General features: G+C 45.9%; 19 protein-coding genes and 2 riboswitches. Of the genes, 2 read left to right on the top strand and 17 right to left on the bottom strand.

Annotated elements, in window-relative coordinates; translation table 11 throughout:
* Nucleotides 1-274 precede the first annotated feature (274 nt).
* From AB4Z30_RS13105 to AB4Z30_RS13085, 5 genes are all read right to left on the bottom strand, one after another.
* A complete protein-coding gene (locus AB4Z30_RS13105) occupies nt 275-1,009 on the bottom strand; it encodes an ABC transporter permease (protein ID WP_441926954.1) in 735 nt (244 codons plus the stop codon).
* A gap of 1 nt (nt 1,010) precedes the next feature.
* Entirely contained in the window at nt 1,011-1,727 is a 717-nt protein-coding gene (locus tag AB4Z30_RS13100) for an ABC transporter permease (protein ID WP_441926952.1), read from the bottom strand.
* Nucleotides 1,724-2,638, bottom strand: coding sequence for an ABC transporter ATP-binding protein (locus tag AB4Z30_RS13095; protein WP_441926950.1), 915 nt, complete (start codon nt 2,636-2,638; stop codon nt 1,724-1,726). Before AB4Z30_RS13095 ends, AB4Z30_RS13100 begins: the two co-directional genes overlap by 4 nt.
* Nucleotides 2,639-2,736: 98 nt before the next feature.
* On the bottom strand, nt 2,737-4,218 hold the full coding sequence (locus AB4Z30_RS13090; protein ID WP_441926948.1) for an ATP-binding protein: 1,482 nt from the start codon (nt 4,216-4,218) through the stop codon (nt 2,737-2,739).
* Between the two features lie 101 nt (nt 4,219-4,319).
* Entirely contained in the window at nt 4,320-5,003 is a 684-nt protein-coding gene (locus AB4Z30_RS13085; RefSeq protein ID WP_441926946.1) for a response regulator transcription factor, read from the bottom strand.
* Nucleotides 5,004-5,370: 367 nt separating this feature from the next.
* Between AB4Z30_RS13085 and AB4Z30_RS13080 the strand changes: the two genes are divergently transcribed.
* On the top strand, nt 5,371-7,125 hold the full coding sequence (locus tag AB4Z30_RS13080; protein WP_441926944.1) for an alpha-glycosidase: 1,755 nt from the start codon (nt 5,371-5,373) through the stop codon (nt 7,123-7,125).
* A gap of 267 nt (nt 7,126-7,392) precedes the next feature.
* Here the strand turns inward: AB4Z30_RS13080 and sdaAA are convergent, their stop codons facing one another.
* From sdaAA to AB4Z30_RS13045, 7 genes are all read right to left on the bottom strand, one after another.
* The gene (gene sdaAA, locus AB4Z30_RS13075) at nt 7,393-8,349 is read right to left on the bottom strand and encodes an L-serine ammonia-lyase, iron-sulfur-dependent, subunit alpha (protein ID WP_441926942.1); all 957 of its coding nucleotides are present in this window, start codon (nt 8,347-8,349) and stop codon (nt 7,393-7,395) included.
* Nucleotides 8,339-9,028, bottom strand: a complete 690-nt coding sequence (sdaAB, locus tag AB4Z30_RS13070; RefSeq protein WP_441926940.1) for an L-serine ammonia-lyase, iron-sulfur-dependent subunit beta — start codon at nt 9,026-9,028, stop codon at nt 8,339-8,341. Before sdaAB ends, sdaAA begins: the two co-directional genes overlap by 11 nt.
* 116 nt (nt 9,029-9,144) lie before the next feature.
* Nucleotides 9,145-9,282: riboswitch (glycine riboswitch) on the bottom strand.
* 4 nt (nt 9,283-9,286) lie between these two features.
* Nucleotides 9,287-9,469: riboswitch (glycine riboswitch) on the bottom strand.
* 291 nt (nt 9,470-9,760) lie between these two features.
* Complete coding sequence (locus AB4Z30_RS13065; protein ID WP_441926938.1) at nt 9,761-10,846, bottom strand: LolA family protein; 1,086 nt, start codon at nt 10,844-10,846, stop codon at nt 9,761-9,763.
* Nucleotides 10,843-12,357, bottom strand: coding sequence for a sensor histidine kinase (locus AB4Z30_RS13060; RefSeq protein ID WP_441926936.1), 1,515 nt, complete (start codon nt 12,355-12,357; stop codon nt 10,843-10,845). The genes AB4Z30_RS13065 and AB4Z30_RS13060 overlap by 4 nt, the downstream gene beginning before the upstream one ends.
* Entirely contained in the window at nt 12,354-13,064 is a 711-nt protein-coding gene (locus AB4Z30_RS13055; protein ID WP_441926934.1) for a response regulator transcription factor, read from the bottom strand. The genes AB4Z30_RS13060 and AB4Z30_RS13055 overlap by 4 nt, the downstream gene beginning before the upstream one ends.
* Before the next feature lie 629 nt (nt 13,065-13,693).
* Nucleotides 13,694-13,969, bottom strand: a complete 276-nt coding sequence (locus AB4Z30_RS13050; protein ID WP_441926932.1) for a hypothetical protein — start codon at nt 13,967-13,969, stop codon at nt 13,694-13,696.
* Between the two features lie 18 nt (nt 13,970-13,987).
* Nucleotides 13,988-14,194 (bottom strand): helix-turn-helix transcriptional regulator, encoded by a 207-nt coding sequence (locus AB4Z30_RS13045; RefSeq protein ID WP_441926930.1) that lies wholly within the window; start codon nt 14,192-14,194, stop codon nt 13,988-13,990.
* Between the two features lie 421 nt (nt 14,195-14,615).
* On the opposite strand from AB4Z30_RS13045, the gene AB4Z30_RS13040 reads away from it, so the two are divergent.
* Entirely contained in the window at nt 14,616-15,188 is a 573-nt protein-coding gene (locus tag AB4Z30_RS13040) for an RNA polymerase sigma factor (protein WP_441926928.1), read from the top strand.
* Between the two features lie 314 nt (nt 15,189-15,502).
* Here the strand turns inward: AB4Z30_RS13040 and pstB are convergent, their stop codons facing one another.
* The 5 genes from pstB to AB4Z30_RS13015 all read right to left on the bottom strand — a co-directional run bounded on the left by pstB (nt 15,503) and on the right by AB4Z30_RS13015 (nt 21,126).
* Complete coding sequence (gene pstB / locus AB4Z30_RS13035) at nt 15,503-16,258, bottom strand: phosphate ABC transporter ATP-binding protein PstB (protein WP_441926926.1); 756 nt, start codon at nt 16,256-16,258, stop codon at nt 15,503-15,505.
* A 13-nt stretch (nt 16,259-16,271) separates the two neighbouring features.
* Complete coding sequence (gene pstA, locus AB4Z30_RS13030) at nt 16,272-17,159, bottom strand: phosphate ABC transporter permease PstA (protein WP_434753124.1); 888 nt, start codon at nt 17,157-17,159, stop codon at nt 16,272-16,274.
* A 2-nt stretch (nt 17,160-17,161) separates the two neighbouring features.
* Nucleotides 17,162-18,097 carry a phosphate ABC transporter permease subunit PstC gene (gene pstC / locus AB4Z30_RS13025; RefSeq protein ID WP_441926924.1) on the bottom strand — a complete coding sequence of 312 codons (936 nt, stop codon included), beginning with the start codon at nt 18,095-18,097 and terminating at the stop codon, nt 17,162-17,164.
* A gap of 118 nt (nt 18,098-18,215) precedes the next feature.
* Entirely contained in the window at nt 18,216-19,151 is a 936-nt protein-coding gene (locus AB4Z30_RS13020; RefSeq protein ID WP_434748279.1) for a phosphate ABC transporter substrate-binding protein, read from the bottom strand.
* Nucleotides 19,152-19,833: 682 nt separating this feature from the next.
* Nucleotides 19,834-21,126 carry an arsenic transporter gene (locus AB4Z30_RS13015; protein ID WP_441926921.1) on the bottom strand — a complete coding sequence of 431 codons (1,293 nt, stop codon included), beginning with the start codon at nt 21,124-21,126 and terminating at the stop codon, nt 19,834-19,836.
* Nucleotides 21,127-21,144: the final 18 nt, after the last annotated feature.

The raw sequence follows: 21,144 nt of genomic DNA, 5'->3' as shown, positions 1-21,144 counted from the left end.
TCTTTTCACAATGAGTTTGCGCCACTTTTGGCTGTAAACAGGCTTACCCTCGAATAACCATGTTCGCCTAACTAGAAACAGCTTTTTTTATTTTACCAGATTCTCGTCTAATTTTGCTTTTATTAGAGGATAAAATCTACATTAATCTGGAGGAAAAAGTTGGGATATTCATTCTAAGCATTGACACAAAAAAACCTAAGGCTGCAGACACACCAGTTCATTGGATGCCCAGCCTCAGGGGAGATTCATTGATTATTCTCATCGTACAAATACTTTATACTTCCTTCTTGGAAAAATAGATCATACCGATCGCAATAAATAGCACGGCGCTGCCACCTACTACGGTTAAAAGTGTACCCAGTGGAACATTGAACGCGCCAAACCCTGTTCCCTCAATTGGAAGCATAAGAATCATCGGTTGCGCCCAAGGATAATATGGGCCATATGTTGCGGAGTTTGCAACCAGAATGTTAGGTATCGTTAGCGCGAAGTTCAAGGCAAGCGGCGCGGCGAAACTACTCCAGATTAGAGACACAAACATCTGTAATGCTGCAAGCGGGATACATGCCAGAAGTCCGAGCAGCATTTTGCTCACAAGAAATCCCCAAGGTACCGGTGATTCCATCCCATGAATCAACCCTGTCAATACGATACTTCCAAATAGAAGCAACTGTGTACAGGCCAGGAGTAGCAACACCATCGTGAATTTGCCTAAATATACACCTGTACGTGTAAGCGGCAGAACCAAGAGCTGTTTCCATCCACCTCCTGCATGTTCAAAACGGCACACAAATGAGGTGAACACACCTGTCAGCATTGGCAACAAGAGCATACCGTGAATCATCACCATGGCTGACATCAATGCCCTCCAATCACCTGATGGGGAAGATAACAGACCAATGAGCAGTGCGATCAAGGGACTGATTAGAACCAAAAGCGAGATTGGCGATTTGGCCATTTTCAAACGTTCCGCTGATAAGATACGCAAATAGGTTGTAGCAAAATTCATATCAGGCCACATCCTTCCGGCTGAAATGCATCATGCCTATCAGCAGAATGATGATTCCTAATCCTGCACCCATCCCTGCGTAAAGGTACGCGTTAGGAGCACTCCACGCCATCTGTGCCCAAGCCAGTGGAAATTGTGGAGAGATCATGAGTGAGAACATACCGGTGATGGCAAGAATAATGCCGAACGTAACCGGTAGCGCCTGATTTTTGGATACTAACGTTAACCATAACTCAACAGATAACACCGGCAGGGCGCCAGCTAACGGCATAAGTCCCAGCTTCAGAGCCTGCCCCCAAGGGATATCCTTGGCATCGAAACCAAGTACAAGCCCAAGACCTACAATACCTGCTGTCAACAACAAACAGGAAATGATGAGCAGGAGACAAGCCAGCAAGAACTTAGCCAGATAAACCGCAGGTCTGGGAATAGGCAGTGCAAGCAATTGCTTCCACGAGCCTTGCTCATGCTCAATGCCGGCGATCATCGAACTCAGAATGGTCGCGCCCAGCATTAAAGCGAGTGGCACAAAAACAATCACGTTACCCAGCAGTCCTCCCCACAAATTATCGGCATACTGCTCTTTTAGATAATCCAGCCGTAATCCGAAATTCAAAGCCTGCATGGCCGTTAACCCAATTGGCGCGAGAAAAACCAGAAACCAGATACCTTTGCCACGGATTTTAAGCCAGTCGGCTGATAATGCACGTCCTGTCATAGGGAAGCCCCCTCGCCAATGACACGCATGAAGAGATCCTCCAAAGACTGTCTCTGTTCCTCGACCCGATATACATCGTGGTCCTGTTCAATCAAACGACGTACCAGCAGAGCAACTGCGCTGTTATCCATGTAGGGGAAGGTAAGCTCGGCACCTTGTCTCTGACCAAATTGTCCCTGCTCACGAGCAAGCTTCATGGCTGCCTCCGGTTCCGATACCGTGAGCCTGATTGAGCTGCCTGTCTGACTGTGCAGACTCGCCATCGTATCCTGCATCACCATTTTTCCATCTCGTATGATGCCGACACGGCTCGCCATCTGCTCCACTTCACTAAGCAAGTGACTGGATACAAGAACGGTGATGCCATGCTCCAGCGGCATGCGTTTGATAAGTTCCCGAATCTCCTGAATACCTGCGGGGTCAAGTCCGTTGGTTGGCTCATCCAGAATAAGTAGTTCCGGGTCGCCTAATAACGCGCTGGCAATGCCCAAACGCTGTTTCATCCCAAGGGAATACCCTTTTACATTTCGTTTAGCATCTTTCGTCAGATCAACAATAGATAACACTTCCGCAATTCTTGACTTGGGTACATTGATAATGCGGCGTAACACCTCAAGATTTTCTACCGCATTCAAATGACCATAATAGGAGGGGTACTCCACCAGGGAACCTACGCGACGTAAAATGTCCATACGTTCCTTCCGAATATCTTTATCGAAGACACGGATGACACCTTTGGTCGGTTTAATCAATCCGAGAAGCATACGGATCGTTGTTGTTTTGCCGGCCCCGTTGGGACCGAGGAAGCCGTAGATATCTCCCTTTTTAATATGAAGGTCAAGTTCACGAACCGCTGCACGGTCCTTGTATGTTTTCCATAAATTCGCTGTTTGAATAATATTTTCGCTCATTCATTATCACCTCGGAACTATCGTAACCCTCCAAGGTTAAAGCAAGCGTACGTCCAAGTTTAAGTTTAGTTTAAAAAGAAACCTCTGCTTTCTGGGGCTTAAAGTTCCAGTTCGTCATCTTTTCCGCTGTACAGATAGGTTCGAACACCGCTATCTGAGCTATCCACTCGCTTCCGTAGCCCCATCTCACGAATCAGTAAATCTACGATAGACAAGCCAAGTCCTGTACCTTTCGTACCCGAATCCGGCTGAATCCCCGGCCCGTGATCCTCGATCACTACGGCAGTTTGGCCTTGTATCTGCTCGGTAGATATGCGAATAAACTTGCCGCTCGCCGCATGACGAACTACATTTTGGAACAGATTATCCAGCACACGTCTTAAGCCTTGCTCATCTACATCCCAAATTAACGGAGTTTCCGGTAGATCAATATCGATCTCGAACTCCTCTTTCTCCCACACCGGGTACCAGGAGGCTGCAGCTTCTCTAATCATCCGCAGCACATCTTTCCGCTCCAGCTTTAATGTGTACCTTCCACTAGCCAGCAGATTAAAAGAGAGCATATTATCGATCAATTCACCGAGATCTTGCATTTTGCCTTCCATACGGCTCAACGCATGAACACCTTGTTCACTGAGGTTTTCTTTGTGTAATGCATGCATGTGCCCTCGAATTACGGTCAATGGTGTTCTCAAATCATGCGATAATCCTGCAACTAACCGTTTACGTAGCTGTTCTTCTTCCCGCTCACGCTGGCGGCTGCCCGTTAACTGATGAACCATCTGGTTAAAGGACTCCTCCAAATGTCCAATCTCATCCGACCTTCGAACATCTACAGGAAGCGGTATACCCTCCTTACTCGGAGTGACCATTGCTGACTGCAAATGAATCAGCCTTTTGCGAATTTTAGCGAAGAATAAAACGGACATAATGATAAAGATCACAAACACAATCAGCATCACTGCCCCAAAATAGACAAATTCGAGTAGCCCGTTACTGGAGGACTTCTGGAGCATGTTACGAGGGATTTCTATGACCATAAACCCTTGTCCCTTATTTACATTCCCCCCACCAATAAAAGCTACAATGGTTAGAGGATCACGAAAATTTGCTTTTTTCATGAACTCTACCGTGTAATTTGCGGTCCATACTGCAGGAATTCGGGTCTCTTCCGTCTTGCCGGTTGGCAGAGGCCATTTCAACACAACATCTGTACTTGGAGCCTCCGGCTTCCCTGATGTCATGTCCAAAGGTTTGGATGACCTCGACTTCAACACCTTCGTCCCTTCTCCACCAAGCACCATTGTCGTTCTGCCTGTTGCGTCTACACGATACATGGCTGATTTGGGATACTTCTTCTGCAGCTCTTTCATTCGCGCATTAATAATTGAATCAGATGATCCATCCAGTTTTTTAGATTCAATTGCCCAAAGGCTGGTGATTTGATCAGAGTCACCGTAAGGCGCATCTTCAACAGGATTTACATGATTGATAATTACAACGAAAACCGTAGCTACCACAGGGACCACAACAGGTACAAACAGTACAGCCGCCAAAATCAGAAGCATATATCTGGACATCAGAGATCGTCCAAACTTTATTTTGGGCCGCATAGGCCGTTCCTTGTTGCTTTCTCTGTTTTGTTCGGACTTTCTGGCCTTCCGTTCTTTCACCCACTTGATCATGGCTTCTTCACGCGGTAACCTACACCGCGCACGGTCTGAATAATAACCGGATTCGCCGGATCAAGCTCCAGCTTCTCGCGCAAATGCCGGATATGCACCATTAACGTTTTGTCCCCGTCCAGATAAGGCTCGTTCCAGACCGCTTCATAAATCTGTTCTTTGGTACGGATCATGCCCATATGCCGGAGCAAATAAGCGAAGATGTGGAATTGTTTGCCTGATAGTATAATCTCTTCTCCCGTCTGCTCATTGACGATCCGGTTATCTTGCTCATAGATCGACAGATGATCGAGCGTAAGAACGGCTTCACTGGATACCACCGTGCCTGCCTTCCGTAGCTGAACCTCGATTCGCGCAGCAAGCTCGTCCGGATGGAACGGTTTGGTCACATAATCATCGGCAAAATCAAGCCCATGCAGTTTGTCATCAATGGATGTTCTAGCCGAGAGCATGACGATGGGCACAGCAGGATGTTCTTTTTTTAAACGTTGCCCTACCGTAAACCCGTCAAGCCCCGGCAACATAACATCCAGTATGACCAGAGAACAGTCTAACGCAGCCTCAGCGGCACCTTCACCACTTCCAAGCCAGACAACCTCATACCCGCGCTCCTCCAGATCTTCCCTCACCCATGTTGCAATTTCCGTATCATCCTCGATGTATAACAGTTTAGTTTTCATCTATGTACTCGTTTCCTTTCCATCCTCTTTGGGTTAATGATATATCTGGGCAAAGTTGCTTATCTGTATTGATTTTAGTTTTGATATTGTGACTTTGATTTCGAAGTAGAGACGCTTTCTCGCTAGATTAAATGCAAACCCAACTGCACAAGCTACAATGTCTGTTACCTTGGCTTGATTGCCATCTCAAATTGATTCGTTGGAGTCAGCCTTCTCTTTTTATACCTTCATTATAACGCAATCTGCAGTTACGTAGTATGAGGCCACATGTTTCAATAATTACGATTTACATACTCTACGCACTTCCTGAATGTCTAATATTCTTTACTTTTTATACTTCATTTACATCTGACGGGAGGAACTTCACATGCTGCTCGAAGCTATATTTCATCAACCCAAACGGAACTGGGCTTATGCCTATGATCAGGATACAATCCGCTTGCGTCTGCGTGCCAAAAAGAATGATCTCACCGAGGTGTATGCTCTGACAGGAGACAAATATGCATGGGAAGAAACCCGAGATATGGTTCCTCTGACCAAATTCACGTCAGACACTATGTTTGACTACTATGAAGGGGAAGTGAAACCGCCATATCATCGATTGAAGTATGCTTTTCTGCTCAAAAGTGGCGATGAACAGATCTGGATGACCGAGACGGACTTCCAGGAAGAAGAGCCGGGGGATCCGGGCCGCATGTTCCAGTTCCCTTATATTCATGCCGGAGCTGTTTTCACACCCCCGGCGTGGGTGAAAGATGCCGTGTTCTATCAGATTTTCCCCGAGCGATTCGCAAATGGCGACGCTTCAATTAATCCCAAAGAAGTCGAACCTTGGGGCGGCGAACCTACGCCTTTCAACTTCTTTGGCGGTGACTTGCAAGGTGTGATCAATCATCTCGATTACATCAGTGAACTGGGTATCAACGCAATCTACTTTACTCCTATCTTTGAAGCTACAACCAATCATAAATATGATACCGAAGACTATCTTCGTGTAGACCGTCATTTCGGTGATGCAGATACAGTGAAACATTTGGTGAAGCTGTGCCATGAGCGTAGCATTCGTGTGCTGCTGGATGCGGTGTTCAATCATTCAGGCAAAACGTTCGCCCCCTTCCTCGACGTGCAAAAATACGGTTCCGATTCCAAATACAAAGACTGGTTCCATGTGCATGAATTCCCGCTGGACGTGAAGGATGGCATTCCGACCTATGAGACATTCGGCTTTGAACCCCATATGCCTAAGCTGAATACGGAGAATCCCGATGTGAAGGCCTACTTGCTGGAGGTAGCCGAGTATTGGATTAAAGAAGTAGGCACCGACGGCTGGCGCCTCGATGTAGCCGATGAAGTGGATGATGCCTTCTGGCGGGATTTCAGACGTGTCGTCAAGGCAGCCAACCCGGACGCCTACATTCTGGGCGAGATATGGAACGAATCTTCTGCCTGGCTGCAAGGTGATCAGTTCGATGCTGCGATGAACTATCCATTCACCTCAGCTGTAAATTCTTTCTTTGTGGAAGAAAAGATGCACGCCGAACAATTTGCCAATGCCATTGGGCGCCAGTTATCCCGCTACCCGCTCCAGGCGAGCGAGGTGGCGTTTAACCTACTGGATAGTCACGATACGCCTCGCCTGCTTACGTTATGCGAAGGGGATCAACGCAAGATGAGGCTGGCTGCCTTGTTCCAATTCACTTACATGGGGGCACCCTGCATCTATTATGGTGACGAGATTGGCCTCGACGGCGAACATGATCCGGGATGCCGTAAATGCATGGAATGGGATGAAACGAAGCAAGATCGGGAGTTACTCGGCTTTTATCAGAAGTTGATTGCTCTACGTTATGCGCATCCTGCACTGCGTGCAGAAGGCACGGTTCGTTTCCTGCAAGCTCAGGCAGGCGGTAGTCAGGTTGTGATGGAGCGCCAAAGTGCAGATGAGCGCATTCTGGTTCTGTTCAACCGTTCGGAGGAAACCGCCATCGTTGAACTGGATGCAGGAAGCCAGCCTTGGACTGAGCTGTTTGAAGGTAATCATCGCACCGCTCTGGACAACGGCGTGCTTGCAATCGAACTGCCTGCCTACGGCTATGCAGTTATGTGCACCGAAGTAGAGTAGAGCAGGGTGCATTGAAAAGGGCCTAAATAAAAACGTCTACCTCACCCTGTTGGACTGTTGATAGCAGATAAATAGCTTGGCTGATCTATCATCCCAAACCAAAATAAACTAAAACAAGCGTTCTGCAATCCTGAGCTATTCAGGTTGAAGTACGCTTGTTTTTTATAATTTATTCGTGTTATGTGGTGTAACGACCATACTATTTACTATCACTAGTCGATAAGCACCCCGAATCAATTCCTAATCCCATGACCCGGCAAGCTCTTATTACTTCTCATCCATTTCCGGTTGTACTCCCGGTGCTTCTGAATCTGTTTCTGATGTCTCTTCCGGCTCTGCCCGCTTCGCCTTAGGTTTCGCCAGCTTCTGCATCATCTTGCGGCCTGTAGGTGTCTGGGCCAGCCCACCCTGCGCTGTCTCGCGGTGACGGCTTGGCATGGCACTGCCTACCTCCAGCATAACGTCGATCACTTCGTCCGACGGAATGGCACTGCGTACGCCAGCGAGCGCCATATCAGCCGCAGCCAGTGCAGTAACGGCTCCGAGTCCGTTGCGCACAATACAAGGAATCTCTACAAGCCCGGCAACCGGATCACAGATGAGGCCCAGTGTATTTTTCAAAGCCAAGCCCACAGCATGCACAACCTGCTCCGGTGTTCCTCCACGAAGTTCCACCATGGCTCCGGCAGCCATGCCGATCGCAGAGCCAACCTCGGCCTGACAACCACCCTCAGCACCAGAAATAAATGAATTGTTGGCAATAACATAACCGATGGCTCCGGCGCAGAACAATCCATTCACCAGATGTTCATCCGTCCAACCGAAGCGTTCCTGCGAGCTAATAAACACACCCGGAATGATGCCGCAAGATCCTGCCGTTGGCGTAGCCACGATACGTCCCATGGAGGCATTCACCTCCGATACACACAGTGCATAGGCCATAGCAAGGGCAGAAGCATCACCAGAGCATGTCTCGCCTTGGCGAATGTATTCGGCCATCTTTTTCCCGTCTCCACCTGTCAGTCCGCTCCGCGAGGTTGTATCTTCTGTAAGTCCTTTACGAACCGCTTCCTTCATCACCTGGTAGTACTCCGACATCTGTTTCACCACGTCAGCTTCCGGTGTATTCGTCTCCTGCACCTGCTCTTCAATCATCAGCTGTGCAATCGTTTTGGACTCCGCAGTGCAGATGGTATTCAATTCATGCAAATGTTTAAACCGCATTCGGATCAACCCCTCTCTTCAGATCAATCACACGAATATTGAGCACATGATCCAGTGAACGCAATCTTTTCAAAATCTCTTCACTTGGCGGAGCATCCATCTCCATTGCAGTAAGCGCTTCACCATCACGGGCTTTCCGATCCACTTGCATATACCCGATGTTCACTCCGGAAGAGCTGATCGTTGAGGTTACGGATGCCAGAACACCTGCTTTATCCGCATGACGCAAAACAAGTGTTGGAAACTCTCCGCTGATCTGTACACGAAAATCATTCAGTGCATGGACAGACACGCTGCCGCCACCGATAGATGCGCCTATTAATGAGCATTCCCGTTCGCCGTGCCACAATTCAATCTTAACTGTGTTCGGGTGAGGAGCTGGCAGACCACTGGTGTAAAATTCAACTTCCATACCTGCTTCAACTGCATACTGTTCTGCATCTGGTATACGCGGATCATCCGTAACGTAGCCCAGCAAACCTCCGATCAGAGCCAGATCGGTACCGTGTCCCTGATAGGTATCTGCAAATGAGCCGTATAATGTAAGCCGAGCTCGTTCCGGAGTGCACCCCAGCCACTGACGCGCAATTCGGCCCAGCCTTGCAGCACCCGCTGTATGTGAACTGGATGGCCCCGTCATCGACGGGCCAATAATCGAAAAAACATCTTTAAATCGCACCTTGTAACCCTCCAATTGGTTTCGTCATCGTTCTCCAGACAAGAAGACCACCATTATGTTCCTGATTTACTGAATGATGACATAAAAAAAGGACAGAAGAAGGCCGTTAGCCCTCTCTCTGTCCTTGATACCTGAGAGTTTCATGATCGCTGCACCGGTTAAAACAGATCAAGTACATTCACATACAAGTCTGTTCAACGTGCTAACCCATCATATTCCCCTTGGGTGGCGCTTCTTCCGCGCACTCTCCAGAGTTGCGTCCAACGACGGTACGTTTACCTGAGAGATTAACAGTTATGCCGGGTGCATAACCACTTGCTCCTTCGGTGCCTTAAGCGGACTTACTAAAGTACGGTTTCGCAGCATCTGTACGATGTAAATTACTGATCTGTACCGTATTGTATTTATTCAGCCCGCTCAGGTCTCTCCCGCTCGTTATCATTCGCTGTATTCTGTTCATTCATTATAAAAGTTAATCATACTGGCATGTATTCAATCATATACAGCGTAATATGCCGCACTGTATATGTCAACAAAAGTGACGTAATCATACGGACCTGTATTGTAAGATCTCTGGATAATGGAAAATAACGATTCAACAGGATTGCCAAGGCAGGTTTTACCTGGAAATAAAAGATTTATATTTTCTATATCTATATCTATAATTTCTATATTTATATGCATCCTCTGATCGTAATGTTCAGCGTTCCCCGCACTCGCATATTAGTCACCTTACTTCGAAAACTGTAGAGATTCAGCCCACGACTGTAGTTTTTCAGCTGTCCATGCTTCATTCTCTCCCATGATCGAGTACCGCAGCCCATCCTCCGTCCATGACAAATTACGAATCATCGACATATATGAGCCTTCTGTATCACGGACTGTTGTTATCTCCTCATCCGGCAGCAGCTTTTCATCAACATTTTCCTCAGGTGCTTTAAATACGGTTATACTGATCTCAGGCTTGTCATTCTTCACATAGTATAACGTTACCTCATCCCGGCTATGTTCACCCATGGAAGAAGTCATCTCAATTCTCGATAATTGCAGATCTCCCTCCGCGTATTGTAAGAATGGCTTTCCTACGGCCTTCTCTGCTTCTTCCATTGTAATCTCTTTGTTATTCATTACATCATTCATTTTTTTCACTTCAACGTCTGCAGGAATGTCCAATGTAAACGTCTGATCCGTGAACTCAGGATTATAATCGATCACGTCATACAGAATCTCGGATTTGGTATCGCCATACGTACTCGTCGCTTTAATAACGGTCCACTTCTTGGGATCTATCCAATACTGGGATGACATTAACAACGAATTTCCATCTTTAGGGGTCAATTCGATGTGCATTACTTCACGATTTTGAAGCTTTTCTTGCCCCAGCATCTTCACGTTGTGAGTATCACGCATTCGTTCCAGTTGATCCAGCAGCATTTGCTTCTGCGTTGGGTTAGGTTCTTGCTGGAGTGTTGATGAGTCCATCGAAAATGCAGTCTTGGCCTCTTTTTCATAGAGCAGAATCTCCGACCCGTTGTGAACCGCATAGCTTACATTCCCACCGTCCTCTGTTTCAATCCGCTTTTGTCCTGTTTTTCCGTCCACCCATTCTTTCACTTGTATCGTGTTAGTAATCTGCTCATCTGTCCACATCTTCAATACACCTTCTGCGTAGTAGGATGCTTGCTCCGACTCGGCAGTAATAATTTTCTCAATCATATCGTCCCCTGACATGCCAAGCAGTTCCTTTTCGGCACAACCCGCAAACAGTGAACCTGCGATCAAGGCTACCCCTAGTACTTTCCATCCACTTTTAATCATAATCCTTCATCCTCCTTCGTTAATATCTCTGAAAAACCACCATTTCCTAGTTCCGGCAACCCGCATACTGCTACAGTTCCGTAATGTTCCGAGGACCACATGCGCATATCTCCCCCATGCTTCAATGCAATCCTTCTCGCTATGCTCAGTCCTAATCCAGAGCCCCCTGCATAGCCTTGTCTCTCCTGATTGTGATATTGAACGTAAGGCTCAAAAATTCGTTCCAGCTGTTCTGGCGGGATTGCCGGACCTTCATTTTGCACCAATATTATAGTCGCCCCGATTCTGTACGTATCCAGTTCCGCTCTCTGTGACAGATTGATCCACTCAGGTAACTCCTCCGATGAATCAATGATTGCAAGCCCGATTTTGCCGCTCGGTGGAGCATAACGAAGTGCGTTATGCACCAGATTATCGGTCAGACGCATCAGGGATTCAGGGTGAATTCGGTAGGAATGATTTGTGCATACAGACATCTGTATGGTGTAATTTTTACGTTCCGCAAGTTCTCTGTAACTGCCAAGCAGCATTTCGAAAAACTCTTCCCCTTCTACCTCCACCATAGCCAGCTCCGAATCATCGGAGCCTAATGCTGTATACATCTCAAGCTCCCCAATCATCTGTTTCATACGTCCAACATTCCTGGCAATAACCTCTTTGTACTCCTGTCTTTCCAATTGTTCAGAACGGATATCCATACTAAGCGCTTCTGCATAGGCACTGATGGACATCAGCGGTGTCTTTAAATCGTGAGACAGAGAAGCCACAATCATCTCCTTTTCCTTCTGTTGCTTCTCCACTTCCATTTGGGTGTGCCTGATCGTTTGTTGCATTGCATCAAACTGCTGTAACAACATACCCATCTCATCGTTACGTATGCGGCCCCTTATACCCTCTGGTTCCTCTCCACGGGCAAAGGTGTGCATTCGATTCATCAACATCTTCATAGGATAGAAAAGCTTGCGTGATAATAACCACAGCACCGTGCCGTACAACAGACCAAAGAATAATACTGCTCCGCTAACGACCCATGTTGTTCGAATTGAAATACCATCCAGCCAATCTTGCCGCAGCATCGTTATTTCATAAATGCCAACCAGTTCACCCTGATGCCATACCGGCTTTTTCAGCGAAAACGTGCGGTGACGAATCTGCAGATGATATAGGTTTCGGTATAGATCAGAAGTTCTCATGGTGTATCCGCTCGTTGTCCGCGCATCCCCTCCAGAAGTAAACACACGAATGCCTGAAGGCAAATACAGATTAAAACTTATTTGTTCGTTCGCAAGCTTAGGGAGGCTTGGATGACGCTCGGGAGACTGTAATTGGTAAAGGGTTGGATGATTCAGCACCTGCTCAATGGGGGCAAGACGTTCGGATAACTCTACGTACTCCTTTACAGATCGCTGGTTCTCGTAGTAGTTATATAGGGAAAATAATGCCCACCCTGCTGCAACGGGCAACAACATAACGATCAGAAACGCAAGTATCAGCCAGTATTTTAGCTTCATTTGATCCGTTCTCCAATAAAGCGATAACCGCTCCCCCATACAGTTTCTATCCAGCGCGGCTGGTGCGGCTCGTCACCCAGCTTGGCACGTAAGCTTTTTATATGCACGGTAACTGTGCCAGAATTCTCCTCTGCTGGCTGACCCCATACATGTTCATAAATTTCAGTTTTGGTAAACACTCTGCCTTGATTTGAAGCCAGCAGCATGAGCAGCGCCCTTTCTTTTCCTGTTAATTGCAGATCGGCACCATTCAACCTCACCTGCTGATTGAGTGGATGTATGGACAACCCGTCATTGTACAGCTGAAGAACCGAAGGGGATGGGCTACCTTGATATCTGCGGTATCTGCTCAGATGAGCTTCAACTCGCGCWGTGAGTTCTGCCAGACTGAAGGGTTTCGTAATGTAATCATCCGCACCCAAACCAAGTCCTTTGAGTTTGCTTTCCTCCTGTGTACGTGCGCTCATGATTAACACCGGAACATCACTGATTAACCTCACATGTTTACAGACCGTAAATCCGTCCATCTCCGGCAGCATCAGATCGAGCAGTACAAGCTGATATTCTCCATTTCTGAAATCTTCCCAGCTCTCCAGTCCACTCGACGCCCAGGTCACGGCATACCCCTCACGACGCAGATGGTCTAATAGAATACGAGCAATTTCCGGATCATCCTCCACGAGCAGTATGTTATCCTTATCTTTCATTGCGCTTTCATCCTCCCATGACTAAATTATAGCGAAGATTCCATATGATTCTGCAAAGTTTATACTTTCTTTATAATTATGGATACACTATGTGCACGCGTTCCCAAGTTCTTACTAAAAACAAAAAGAGCTTCCTGAACCTCAGGACGCCCGGCAGTCTATGTTTAATTCATGAACAAGTCCTACTCCGTCTCCAGACCAGCGACATTGGTAAGTCAGCACCATATCACTGATTTGATTTACCCGCCTTGAGATATACTTCTTTATTAATCGATGAGTTTTCATTATCAAACATGCCCCTTACTATCTGGAAAATCCCCCCTCCCTTAAACGTGGTCCCCAATCGATAAAGCACCAATTGGTTAATTAACACTCCGTTACGTCTCAGGTTAACGTTTAAAGCCAATGCTCCAGAGTGTCGATACAACCACTGCTATTTGTAAATAATTGTCGAATGTTACACGTTGACCTGTAATCTGTAGTCATAGGCACATTAAGCGTCTGAACTGTCATCTCTGTTGGAGTTCATTGTAACAGGTCCATTACATGGGTTCGTAAAAGCCAAAATGGAGAGAGTTTTGAAGATTACCGTGGACGTTGGACAAAGAAGCATTGATACTCCTCTCTTTTTATTTTTTTGAAATCACCGCTGCTATGCTTAATGAGAACACAAACAAAAGTAGGTACAACCAGACATATCTGATTTCCAGTACCTCTTTCCCTAAAAGTGTGAGAACGGCCAGAGCAATTACACCCAGAGAGCCAAAGACACTCGAAATACTTAAAGAAATTTTAAAAAATCTTAGCTTAACTCGTTCATCCGCATAAGGTATCCCCGTCTTTACTTGCTTCCTACGCTTGATAATATAAGGCATAGCTGCTGCAATGACAAAAGCAATTACCATTAAGGACGTACTCCATTTTCATAATTCATCATCCCCTCTAAAAAATATTTCCTCAATCGACTTCTTAAAATAATCAGCAATTCTGAATGATAATTCTAAACTTGGATTAAATTTGTTGTTTTCAATTGCGACGATGGTCTGCCTAGTTACAAGAAGAATTTTGGCTAATTCTTCTTGAGTAAGACCGCTTTCTTTTCTTAATTTTTGTACATTGTTCAAAATCACTGGTAATAATCACCCTTATAAAGAAAGTTTTGTATACATTAACATTAATCTACATCAGCCAAAATGTAAAGTTTTATATACTTTTTTATCGTATATGGTTTTCACCTGAAAAGCTGTAATCACACGAAAAATAGTGAATAGTTGACGGTTAAAAATATCCGTAGGTGTTCTCATAAAAATGCACGAAAAGAAAATATGTCTATTTCGTCGAAATTTCCGGACATTGGCAACCTTCTTCGCAAAACCTATACAACTTAGAGGCTAGAAGACAAGTTTCGAGGCTTTGTATAAGCTTCAGGAAATTATTGTTTCATAAACATTCCATAGTTTCCATGTTTTACTATTATATAGTTGTTAGATATAATATGAGTTATAAATTACATATAAGGGTTAGTGGAATAAATTGCATAGGAGGGTACACATGAAATATTTGCGGTGGTTGTATCTCTTGCGTAACAATTTCCATCTTTTAGACCGCGATACTCAAAAAATTGTCTACAAAACTTATTGGCATTTCATCTACCGTGATATCATTTATCTGACAAAGAGCCATGAACTGGCTGAGGATGTTGTACAAGAATCATTTCTTAAGGTAGTTGCCAGCGCTCCTAGTTTAAAATGTACCAAAAATTTTAAAGCATGGATTCAAAAGGTCGCTTTAAACCATATGTATGACCTTTTAAAAAAAACAAAAAAATATCATCATGTTGCGGAACCTCCAATCGTTAAAGATAAAGAGGTTCCTTTTTTACATTCTAGTGTAGCCGAACAAGTGGAGAATAAGCTTAGAAATAGAACTCTTTATGATGCTATGAATGAGTTGAGCCCCACTTATCGGAAAGTTTTATTGATGTTCTATTTTAACGAAAAGTCACAAAAGGAAATTGCACAGGAGCTAAATACAACTGAACAAGCTATTGCTCAAACGATGGTCAGAGCAAGAAAAAAATTATACGTCTATTTTTCCAGTAAATGGATCGACCCCAACTACTAATGAATTTATGCATCAAGAAAATTAAGTATTGTAAAGGCTATGCGCCCTATTTTTATCCAGAATAATTCTTAGATTATAAAGTTAGCTGTCTTCATTCCTGAATGGATGAAGACGGCTTTTGTTTAGGTCTAAAAAAAAGCCTACTTCCTTTATACATATGCAATATGAAGCAACAGAGTCAAAATCATAGGTGCTGGAGGGGAAACTCCTCACCGAACTGGTGAAATTCGTACAACGAAAAAAAGCATGATCCCTGAACACTTTCGTGCCCAAAATCATGCTCTAATTGAATATATCGCTGTGGTTGTTCCACTTTATCCAAAACGACCCATAATATATTCCTGCGTCAGACGATTGTCCGGGTTGGTAAAAATGTGCTCCGTCTCACCGTGTTCAATCAGACTACCGAGATAAAAATAAGCCGTATAATCCGAGATCCGTGCCGCCTGCTGCATGTTATGGGTAACAATAACGATGCGCAGCTCCTGTTTAAGCTCCGAGATCAATTCCTCGACTTTACCCGTAGATACCGGATCAAGGGCAGATGCTGGCTCATCGAGCAAAAGAATCTGCGGGTCAACGGACAATGCTCGCGCGATACAGAGACGTTGCTGCTGACCACCTGATAGTGCCAGGGCCGATTCATGCAGTCTGTCCTTTACTTCATCCCAAAGTGCTGCGCGGCGTAAGCTTTTTTCCACAATTTCATCCAGTGCCTTCTTACTCTTCGTACCGCGGTAGCGGGGGCCAAATGCGATATTGTTGTAGATAGACTTATGAAAAGGATTGGGCTTCTGCCACACCATGCCGATCTTCTGACGAAGCTTGATTACATCCGTACCTGGTTCGTTGAGGTCATTACCATCCATCCAGATGTGCCCCTCTGTGCGCGAACCTGCAATCTCATCATTCATCCGGTTCAATGAACGGAGAAATGTCGATTTACCGCAGCCGGACGGCCCAATCAGAGCCGTTACACTGGCTTCGGGAAAAGTCAGGCTGATCTGTTTCACGGCTTGAAAATGTCCATAATATATGCTTAACTGTTCCGTACCAAATGGTATGGCCATGTGGGATTCCTCCTTATTTCGAAGCTGTCATCCGGCGGTATACCACCCGACCGATCCAGCGTGCACTCAGATTGAATGCCAGTACCAGAATAACCAGCACGGCAGAAGCACCTGCTGCGATTTCTTTGGAATCTGGCCCAATGCCTTCACTGTTGACTTTCCAGATGTGCACAGCCAGTGTTTCCGCAGGACGCAACGGGTTGATCGGTGATCTTGGACTTGTTGGATTCCAGTCCGTAAAGTCCAGTGGTGGACTACTCATACCCGCAGTGAACATCAGGGCTGCAGCTTCACCAAAGATCCGTCCGGAGGCCAGAATTGTGCCCGTAATCAAGCTTGGTAACGCCACAGGCAACAGGATGGATGTAATGATCTTCCATTTGGACAAACCAAGAGCGAGTCCAGCTTCCTTCTGCTCTTTGGGAACGGCCCGGAAAGCTTGCTCCGTCGTCCGAACCATCAGCGGCAGGTTGAATATTGCCAGTGCCATCGCACCCGATAAGAGAGAGAATCCAAGGCCGAACGTATTGACGATCAGCAAGAGTCCGAACAAACCGATAACGATGGAAGGGAATGATGACAACACTTCGACAACCAGACGGATAAAGCTTGTAATTCGACCCGGCTTGGCGTATTCCGCCATATAGATGCCCCCGCCCCAACCGAGCGGGATCGTAATGATCAACGTTAGTACAAGCAAAAAGATAGAGTTAAAGAGCTGCGGTCCAATTCCGCCGCCGCCTTTGAGCAATTGCGGTGCACTCGTCAGGAAGTGCCAGTTGATCTGACCGATCCCCCGGAACAGAATAAATCCGAGTAAACCGAGCAATAGTACAACAATGAATAAAGCCAGAATCACGATGACTACTGTTGCAATTTTATCTGCTGTTTTTGGCTTCATTCTCATACACGGTTCCTCCTTTCAAGCAGGCGAACCAGAATGACAAATACAAAGGTCATTACCAGCAGGACAAGCGCCATGCTCCACAATGCATTGTTATGAACAGAACCCATCGTGGTGTTACCCATACTCAGGGTGATTACACTTGTTAATGTTGAAGCGGATTCGAGCAAGGATGTCGGTACATGCGGTGCATTACCGATAACCATCTGCACGGCGAGTGCCTCACCGAAAGCGCGAGCCATACCGAGAACAATACCTGTCAGCAATGCAGGCAGCACTGTCGGAATGATTACCCGATAGATCGTCTGCCAACGTGTCGCACCAAGCGCATAAGAAGATTCGCGCAGGCCTTTAGGCAAAGCAGACAACGCATCTGCCATAATACTTGTTACAGTAGGCAGGATCATCACGGACAATACCAGACATCCGGCTGCAATTCCGATGCCGGCTCCTCCGAAGATGCTGCGTAACATGGGAACAATAACACTCAGACCAATGAATCCGTACACAACGGATGGAATACCTGATAGCAATTCAATCGCAGGCTGTAAAATTTTTTTACCTTTACCCGGTACAATCTCTGTCATAAAGAGTGCTGCACACAGACTAAGCGGACTTGCAATCAACGCTGCAAGCAAGGTGGTTGTAAATGAACCGGTGATGAACGGCAATGCACCATAAACCGCAGGCTCGCCTGCCGGATTCCATGTTTTTCCGAATAAGAATTCACGCAGACTTATACCATCCTGGAAAAAGGTTGATAAGCCTTTGGACGCCACAAAATATACGATGGAAAACATGACAACGATCAGGAAAACGACACATATCGACGTGTAGATCCGTCCCGTCCACTCTTCCCAGTAATGTTTCTCTCTCAAGGGTCGGCGTGGTTTCAGCTTATTGTTCATTACCGTTCCCCCTTCGGTCTGTTCCATAACAACCATCCTTCTATAGTAGAATTAGTGCAAAATATGGGATAAATTCTGAGCAAACCGCGCAAAGAGGCAGGACCTGGGTCCGCCTCTTTCGCTGTATGCGCAAGTTCAAAGAATGTTACTGAGTCACATTACCTGCTGCATCGCGTTTTACTTTCATGCCGGATACCGGAATATAGCCCAGTTCCTTAACGTCTTTTTGTTGAACTTCATCGCTAAGCATGTAGTCGAGGAATGCTTTTGTGGCTGCATCCGGCTCACCTTTTGTATACATGTGTTGGTAAGCCCATACTGGATACGTTCCTGCTTCCACGTTCTCAACTGTAGCTTCAACACCGCCGTATTTCAGAACTTGTAATTTGTCATCCAGGTAAGACAGAGCCAGGTAACCAATTGCTCCTGGAGTTTCAGATACAAGTTTCTTAACTGTACCGGAGGAATCTTCTTGGATAGAACCTTGAATATCTTCTACTTTCGTTCCCAGAGCAAACTTCTCGAAAGTTGCACGCGTACCGGAGCTACCGGGACGGTTAACGATAACGATGGCTTGATCTTTACCGCCAACATCTTTCCAGTTCTTGATTTTACCGGAGAAAATATCAACCAGTTGTTCCTTCGTCAAATCCGTTACACCTGCATCTTTGTTGCTTACTGGTGCAATAGCTACGACTGCTACTTGGTGGTCAACCAGTTCTTTTGCTTTGGCTTCGTCTTTCAACTTCTCTTCAGCAAATACGTCAGAGTTACCGATTGTTGCTTGTCCTTCGGAAACTTGTGTCAGGCCCGTACCACTACCGCCACCTTGCACTTGTACCATTACGTTCTTATATTGATCAACTGCCATAAATTTTTGTCCAGCTTGCTCTACCAGAGGCTGCAGTGCTGTCGATCCAACAGCCAGAATGTTACCGCTGAGTTCAGAAGCAGCAGTATTTTCTCCTGATCCATTACTTGCGGCACCATTTGTAGTACCTGCGTCATTTTTCGATCCGCATGCTGCAAGCACCAGTACGAACGTTAAGGTCATCAAAATAAACGGCAACTTTTTAAACATTTTTTGTTTTCCTCCCCCAATGTAGTGATGGCGTTTTATGAATTTGTGTGATCACCATCAACTCTTTAATCATTGTAGTTTCGGTATGTCATCTGAAAATCAATGTTTTGTAAACGCAATGTTAAAAATGTGACTGCGGATAAAATACGAAACATACGAAACATATTTTTGTGCGCTGGTAGCCGCTTCGGGAACGGACGTTGTTTCAATCGCTGTTACCCCCGGATGTATTTGATTGTATATTTAAGAGAAATATATCCGGGGATAAAGGCGAACGCTCCGCTTTTCCACAATCGTTCCGTTCCCTCCGCTGGATCAGCGCTTAATCGTTCGTTTCCAAAAATGAATCCCTAGCCAAGGGTGGGGCAAGAAAAGAACTACTCCATGCAAGCCGTTCCGGTTACGGATTGTTCTTACGACCGCTGTTATCTCCAAATAGTTATGGATTATATTTTCCGAATGTAAACACTGCGAGACAAGGCGGGCGCTTCGCTTCTACAGAATCGATTCCGTTCCCTTCACTTGATCACTTCGTTAGTTTCTTCTATATAAGAGAACAATGGAAACTTTATTTGAACAAAAGCAAAAAAAGGCCGTCTCAACGGATGTGTTTAACACATCTGATGAGAACAGCCTTTTTGAATCATAATTATTTTATAATCTTTTAGCTCAATGCTTGTTATTATCCCAAAATCCACAGCCATAGCGCTAAACCAGCCAATGTAATTAACAATGTTGGAATGGTTAGAATGATGCCTGCCTTGAAATAATATCCCCATGTAATCTTAACACCCTTACGGGACAGTACATGCAGCCACAACAAGGTTGCGAGCGACCCAATCGGCGTCATCTTCGGACCCAGATCAGAACCAATGACGTTGGCATAGATCATTGCCTCCCGTACAATCCCCTCGGTGTGTGCCCCCTGAATGGCAAGCAAATTGATTAATACCGTTGGCAGATTGTTCATCACGGATGATAAGACCGCAGCGATCAGCCCCATACCTAGCGATGCAGCCAACAGTCCATAATCCGCTATTGCATCCAGCCAGCTGCTCAGGTGATCAGTTAACCCGGCATTACGCAGACCATACACAACAATATACATCCCCACCGAAAAAACAACGATAGACCAAGGTGCCTCTTTGACCACCCGTTTCAAATCCACCGCTTCGCTCTTGCGTGCTAGTATACCGAAAAGCAGTGCCACTGCACCTACAATCACGGAGACAGGAATCGGAAGGAATTCACTGGAAGCATACGCTACCAGCAGCAGTCCCAACATAAACCATGCAATCTTGAACACTCGTGGATCCCGGATCGCTTCCTTCGGGTCACGAGCAGCCGAGACATCATACATCTGCGGAATGCTTTTGCGATAAAACAAAAACAGCATCACCGTACTCGCTATAATGGAGAACAGATTCGGTACGATCATACGCACCGCATATTCTACAAATGTAATGCCGAAGAAATCAGCAGACACAATGTTCACCAGATTGCTGACCACGAGTGGCAACGAGGTCGTATCCGCAACGAATCCACTCGCCATGACAAAAGCCAGTACCATGCGTTCATCAAACTTTAATGCACGCACCATTGCTAGAACAATGGGTGTTAAAATAAGCGCCGCACCATCATTTGCGAACAAGGCAGACACTGCCGCCCCTAGCAAAATAGAATAAAGGAACAATCTGCGTCCGTTGCCTCCGGCCAGACGAGCCATATGAAGGGCAGCCCACTCGAAGAACCCGGTCTCGTCCAAAATCAATGAAATCATAATAATGCCTACAAAGGCGAGCGTAGCATTCCATACAATAGCAGCTACATCGGAAGCATCATTCAGGCTGACTACCCCTGCTGCTAACGCAAGGATTGCCCCTCCTGAAGCACTCCAGCCAATACCGATACCGCGAGGTTGCCAGATGACCATCGTAATCGTCAAAACAAATATTAATATTGCTACATATACCATAGTTCCTCCTGCTGTCCT

It is taken from the genome of Paenibacillus sp. 2TAF8, from assembly GCF_052114825.1.
Lineage (GTDB): Bacteria > Bacillota > Bacilli > Paenibacillales > Paenibacillaceae > Paenibacillus.
The sequence above is the reverse complement of the archived record's forward strand: the minus strand, read 5'-3'. Positions and strand labels throughout refer to the sequence as shown.

Coding starts and splice junctions, on each gene's coding strand:
- AB4Z30_RS13105 (WP_441926954.1), bottom strand. CDS start 1,009: ATGAATTTTGCTACAACCTATTTGCGTATCTTATCAGCGGAACGTTTG.
- AB4Z30_RS13100 (WP_441926952.1), bottom strand. CDS start 1,727: ATGACAGGACGTGCATTATCAGCCGACTGGCTTAAAATCCGTGGCAAA.
- AB4Z30_RS13095 (WP_441926950.1), bottom strand. CDS start 2,638: ATGAGCGAAAATATTATTCAAACAGCGAATTTATGGAAAACATACAAG.
- AB4Z30_RS13090 (WP_441926948.1), bottom strand. CDS start 4,218: ATGTCCAGATATATGCTTCTGATTTTGGCGGCTGTACTGTTTGTACCT.
- AB4Z30_RS13085 (WP_441926946.1), bottom strand. CDS start 5,003: ATGAAAACTAAACTGTTATACATCGAGGATGATACGGAAATTGCAACA.
- AB4Z30_RS13080 (WP_441926944.1), top strand. CDS start 5,371: ATGCTGCTCGAAGCTATATTTCATCAACCCAAACGGAACTGGGCTTAT.
- sdaAA (WP_441926942.1), bottom strand. CDS start 8,349: ATGCGGTTTAAACATTTGCATGAATTGAATACCATCTGCACTGCGGAG.
- AB4Z30_RS13065 (WP_441926938.1), bottom strand. CDS start 10,846: ATGATTAAAAGTGGATGGAAAGTACTAGGGGTAGCCTTGATCGCAGGT.
- AB4Z30_RS13060 (WP_441926936.1), bottom strand. CDS start 12,357: ATGAAGCTAAAATACTGGCTGATACTTGCGTTTCTGATCGTTATGTTG.
- AB4Z30_RS13050 (WP_441926932.1), bottom strand. CDS start 13,969: ATGGTAATTGCTTTTGTCATTGCAGCAGCTATGCCTTATATTATCAAG.
- AB4Z30_RS13040 (WP_441926928.1), top strand. CDS start 14,616: ATGAAATATTTGCGGTGGTTGTATCTCTTGCGTAACAATTTCCATCTT.
- pstB (WP_441926926.1), bottom strand. CDS start 16,258: ATGGCCATACCATTTGGTACGGAACAGTTAAGCATATATTATGGACAT.
- pstA (WP_434753124.1), bottom strand. CDS start 17,159: ATGAAGCCAAAAACAGCAGATAAAATTGCAACAGTAGTCATCGTGATT.
- pstC (WP_441926924.1), bottom strand. CDS start 18,097: ATGGAACAGACCGAAGGGGGAACGGTAATGAACAATAAGCTGAAACCA.
- AB4Z30_RS13020 (WP_434748279.1), bottom strand. CDS start 19,151: ATGTTTAAAAAGTTGCCGTTTATTTTGATGACCTTAACGTTCGTACTG.
- AB4Z30_RS13015 (WP_441926921.1), bottom strand. CDS start 21,126: ATGGTATATGTAGCAATATTAATATTTGTTTTGACGATTACGATGGTC.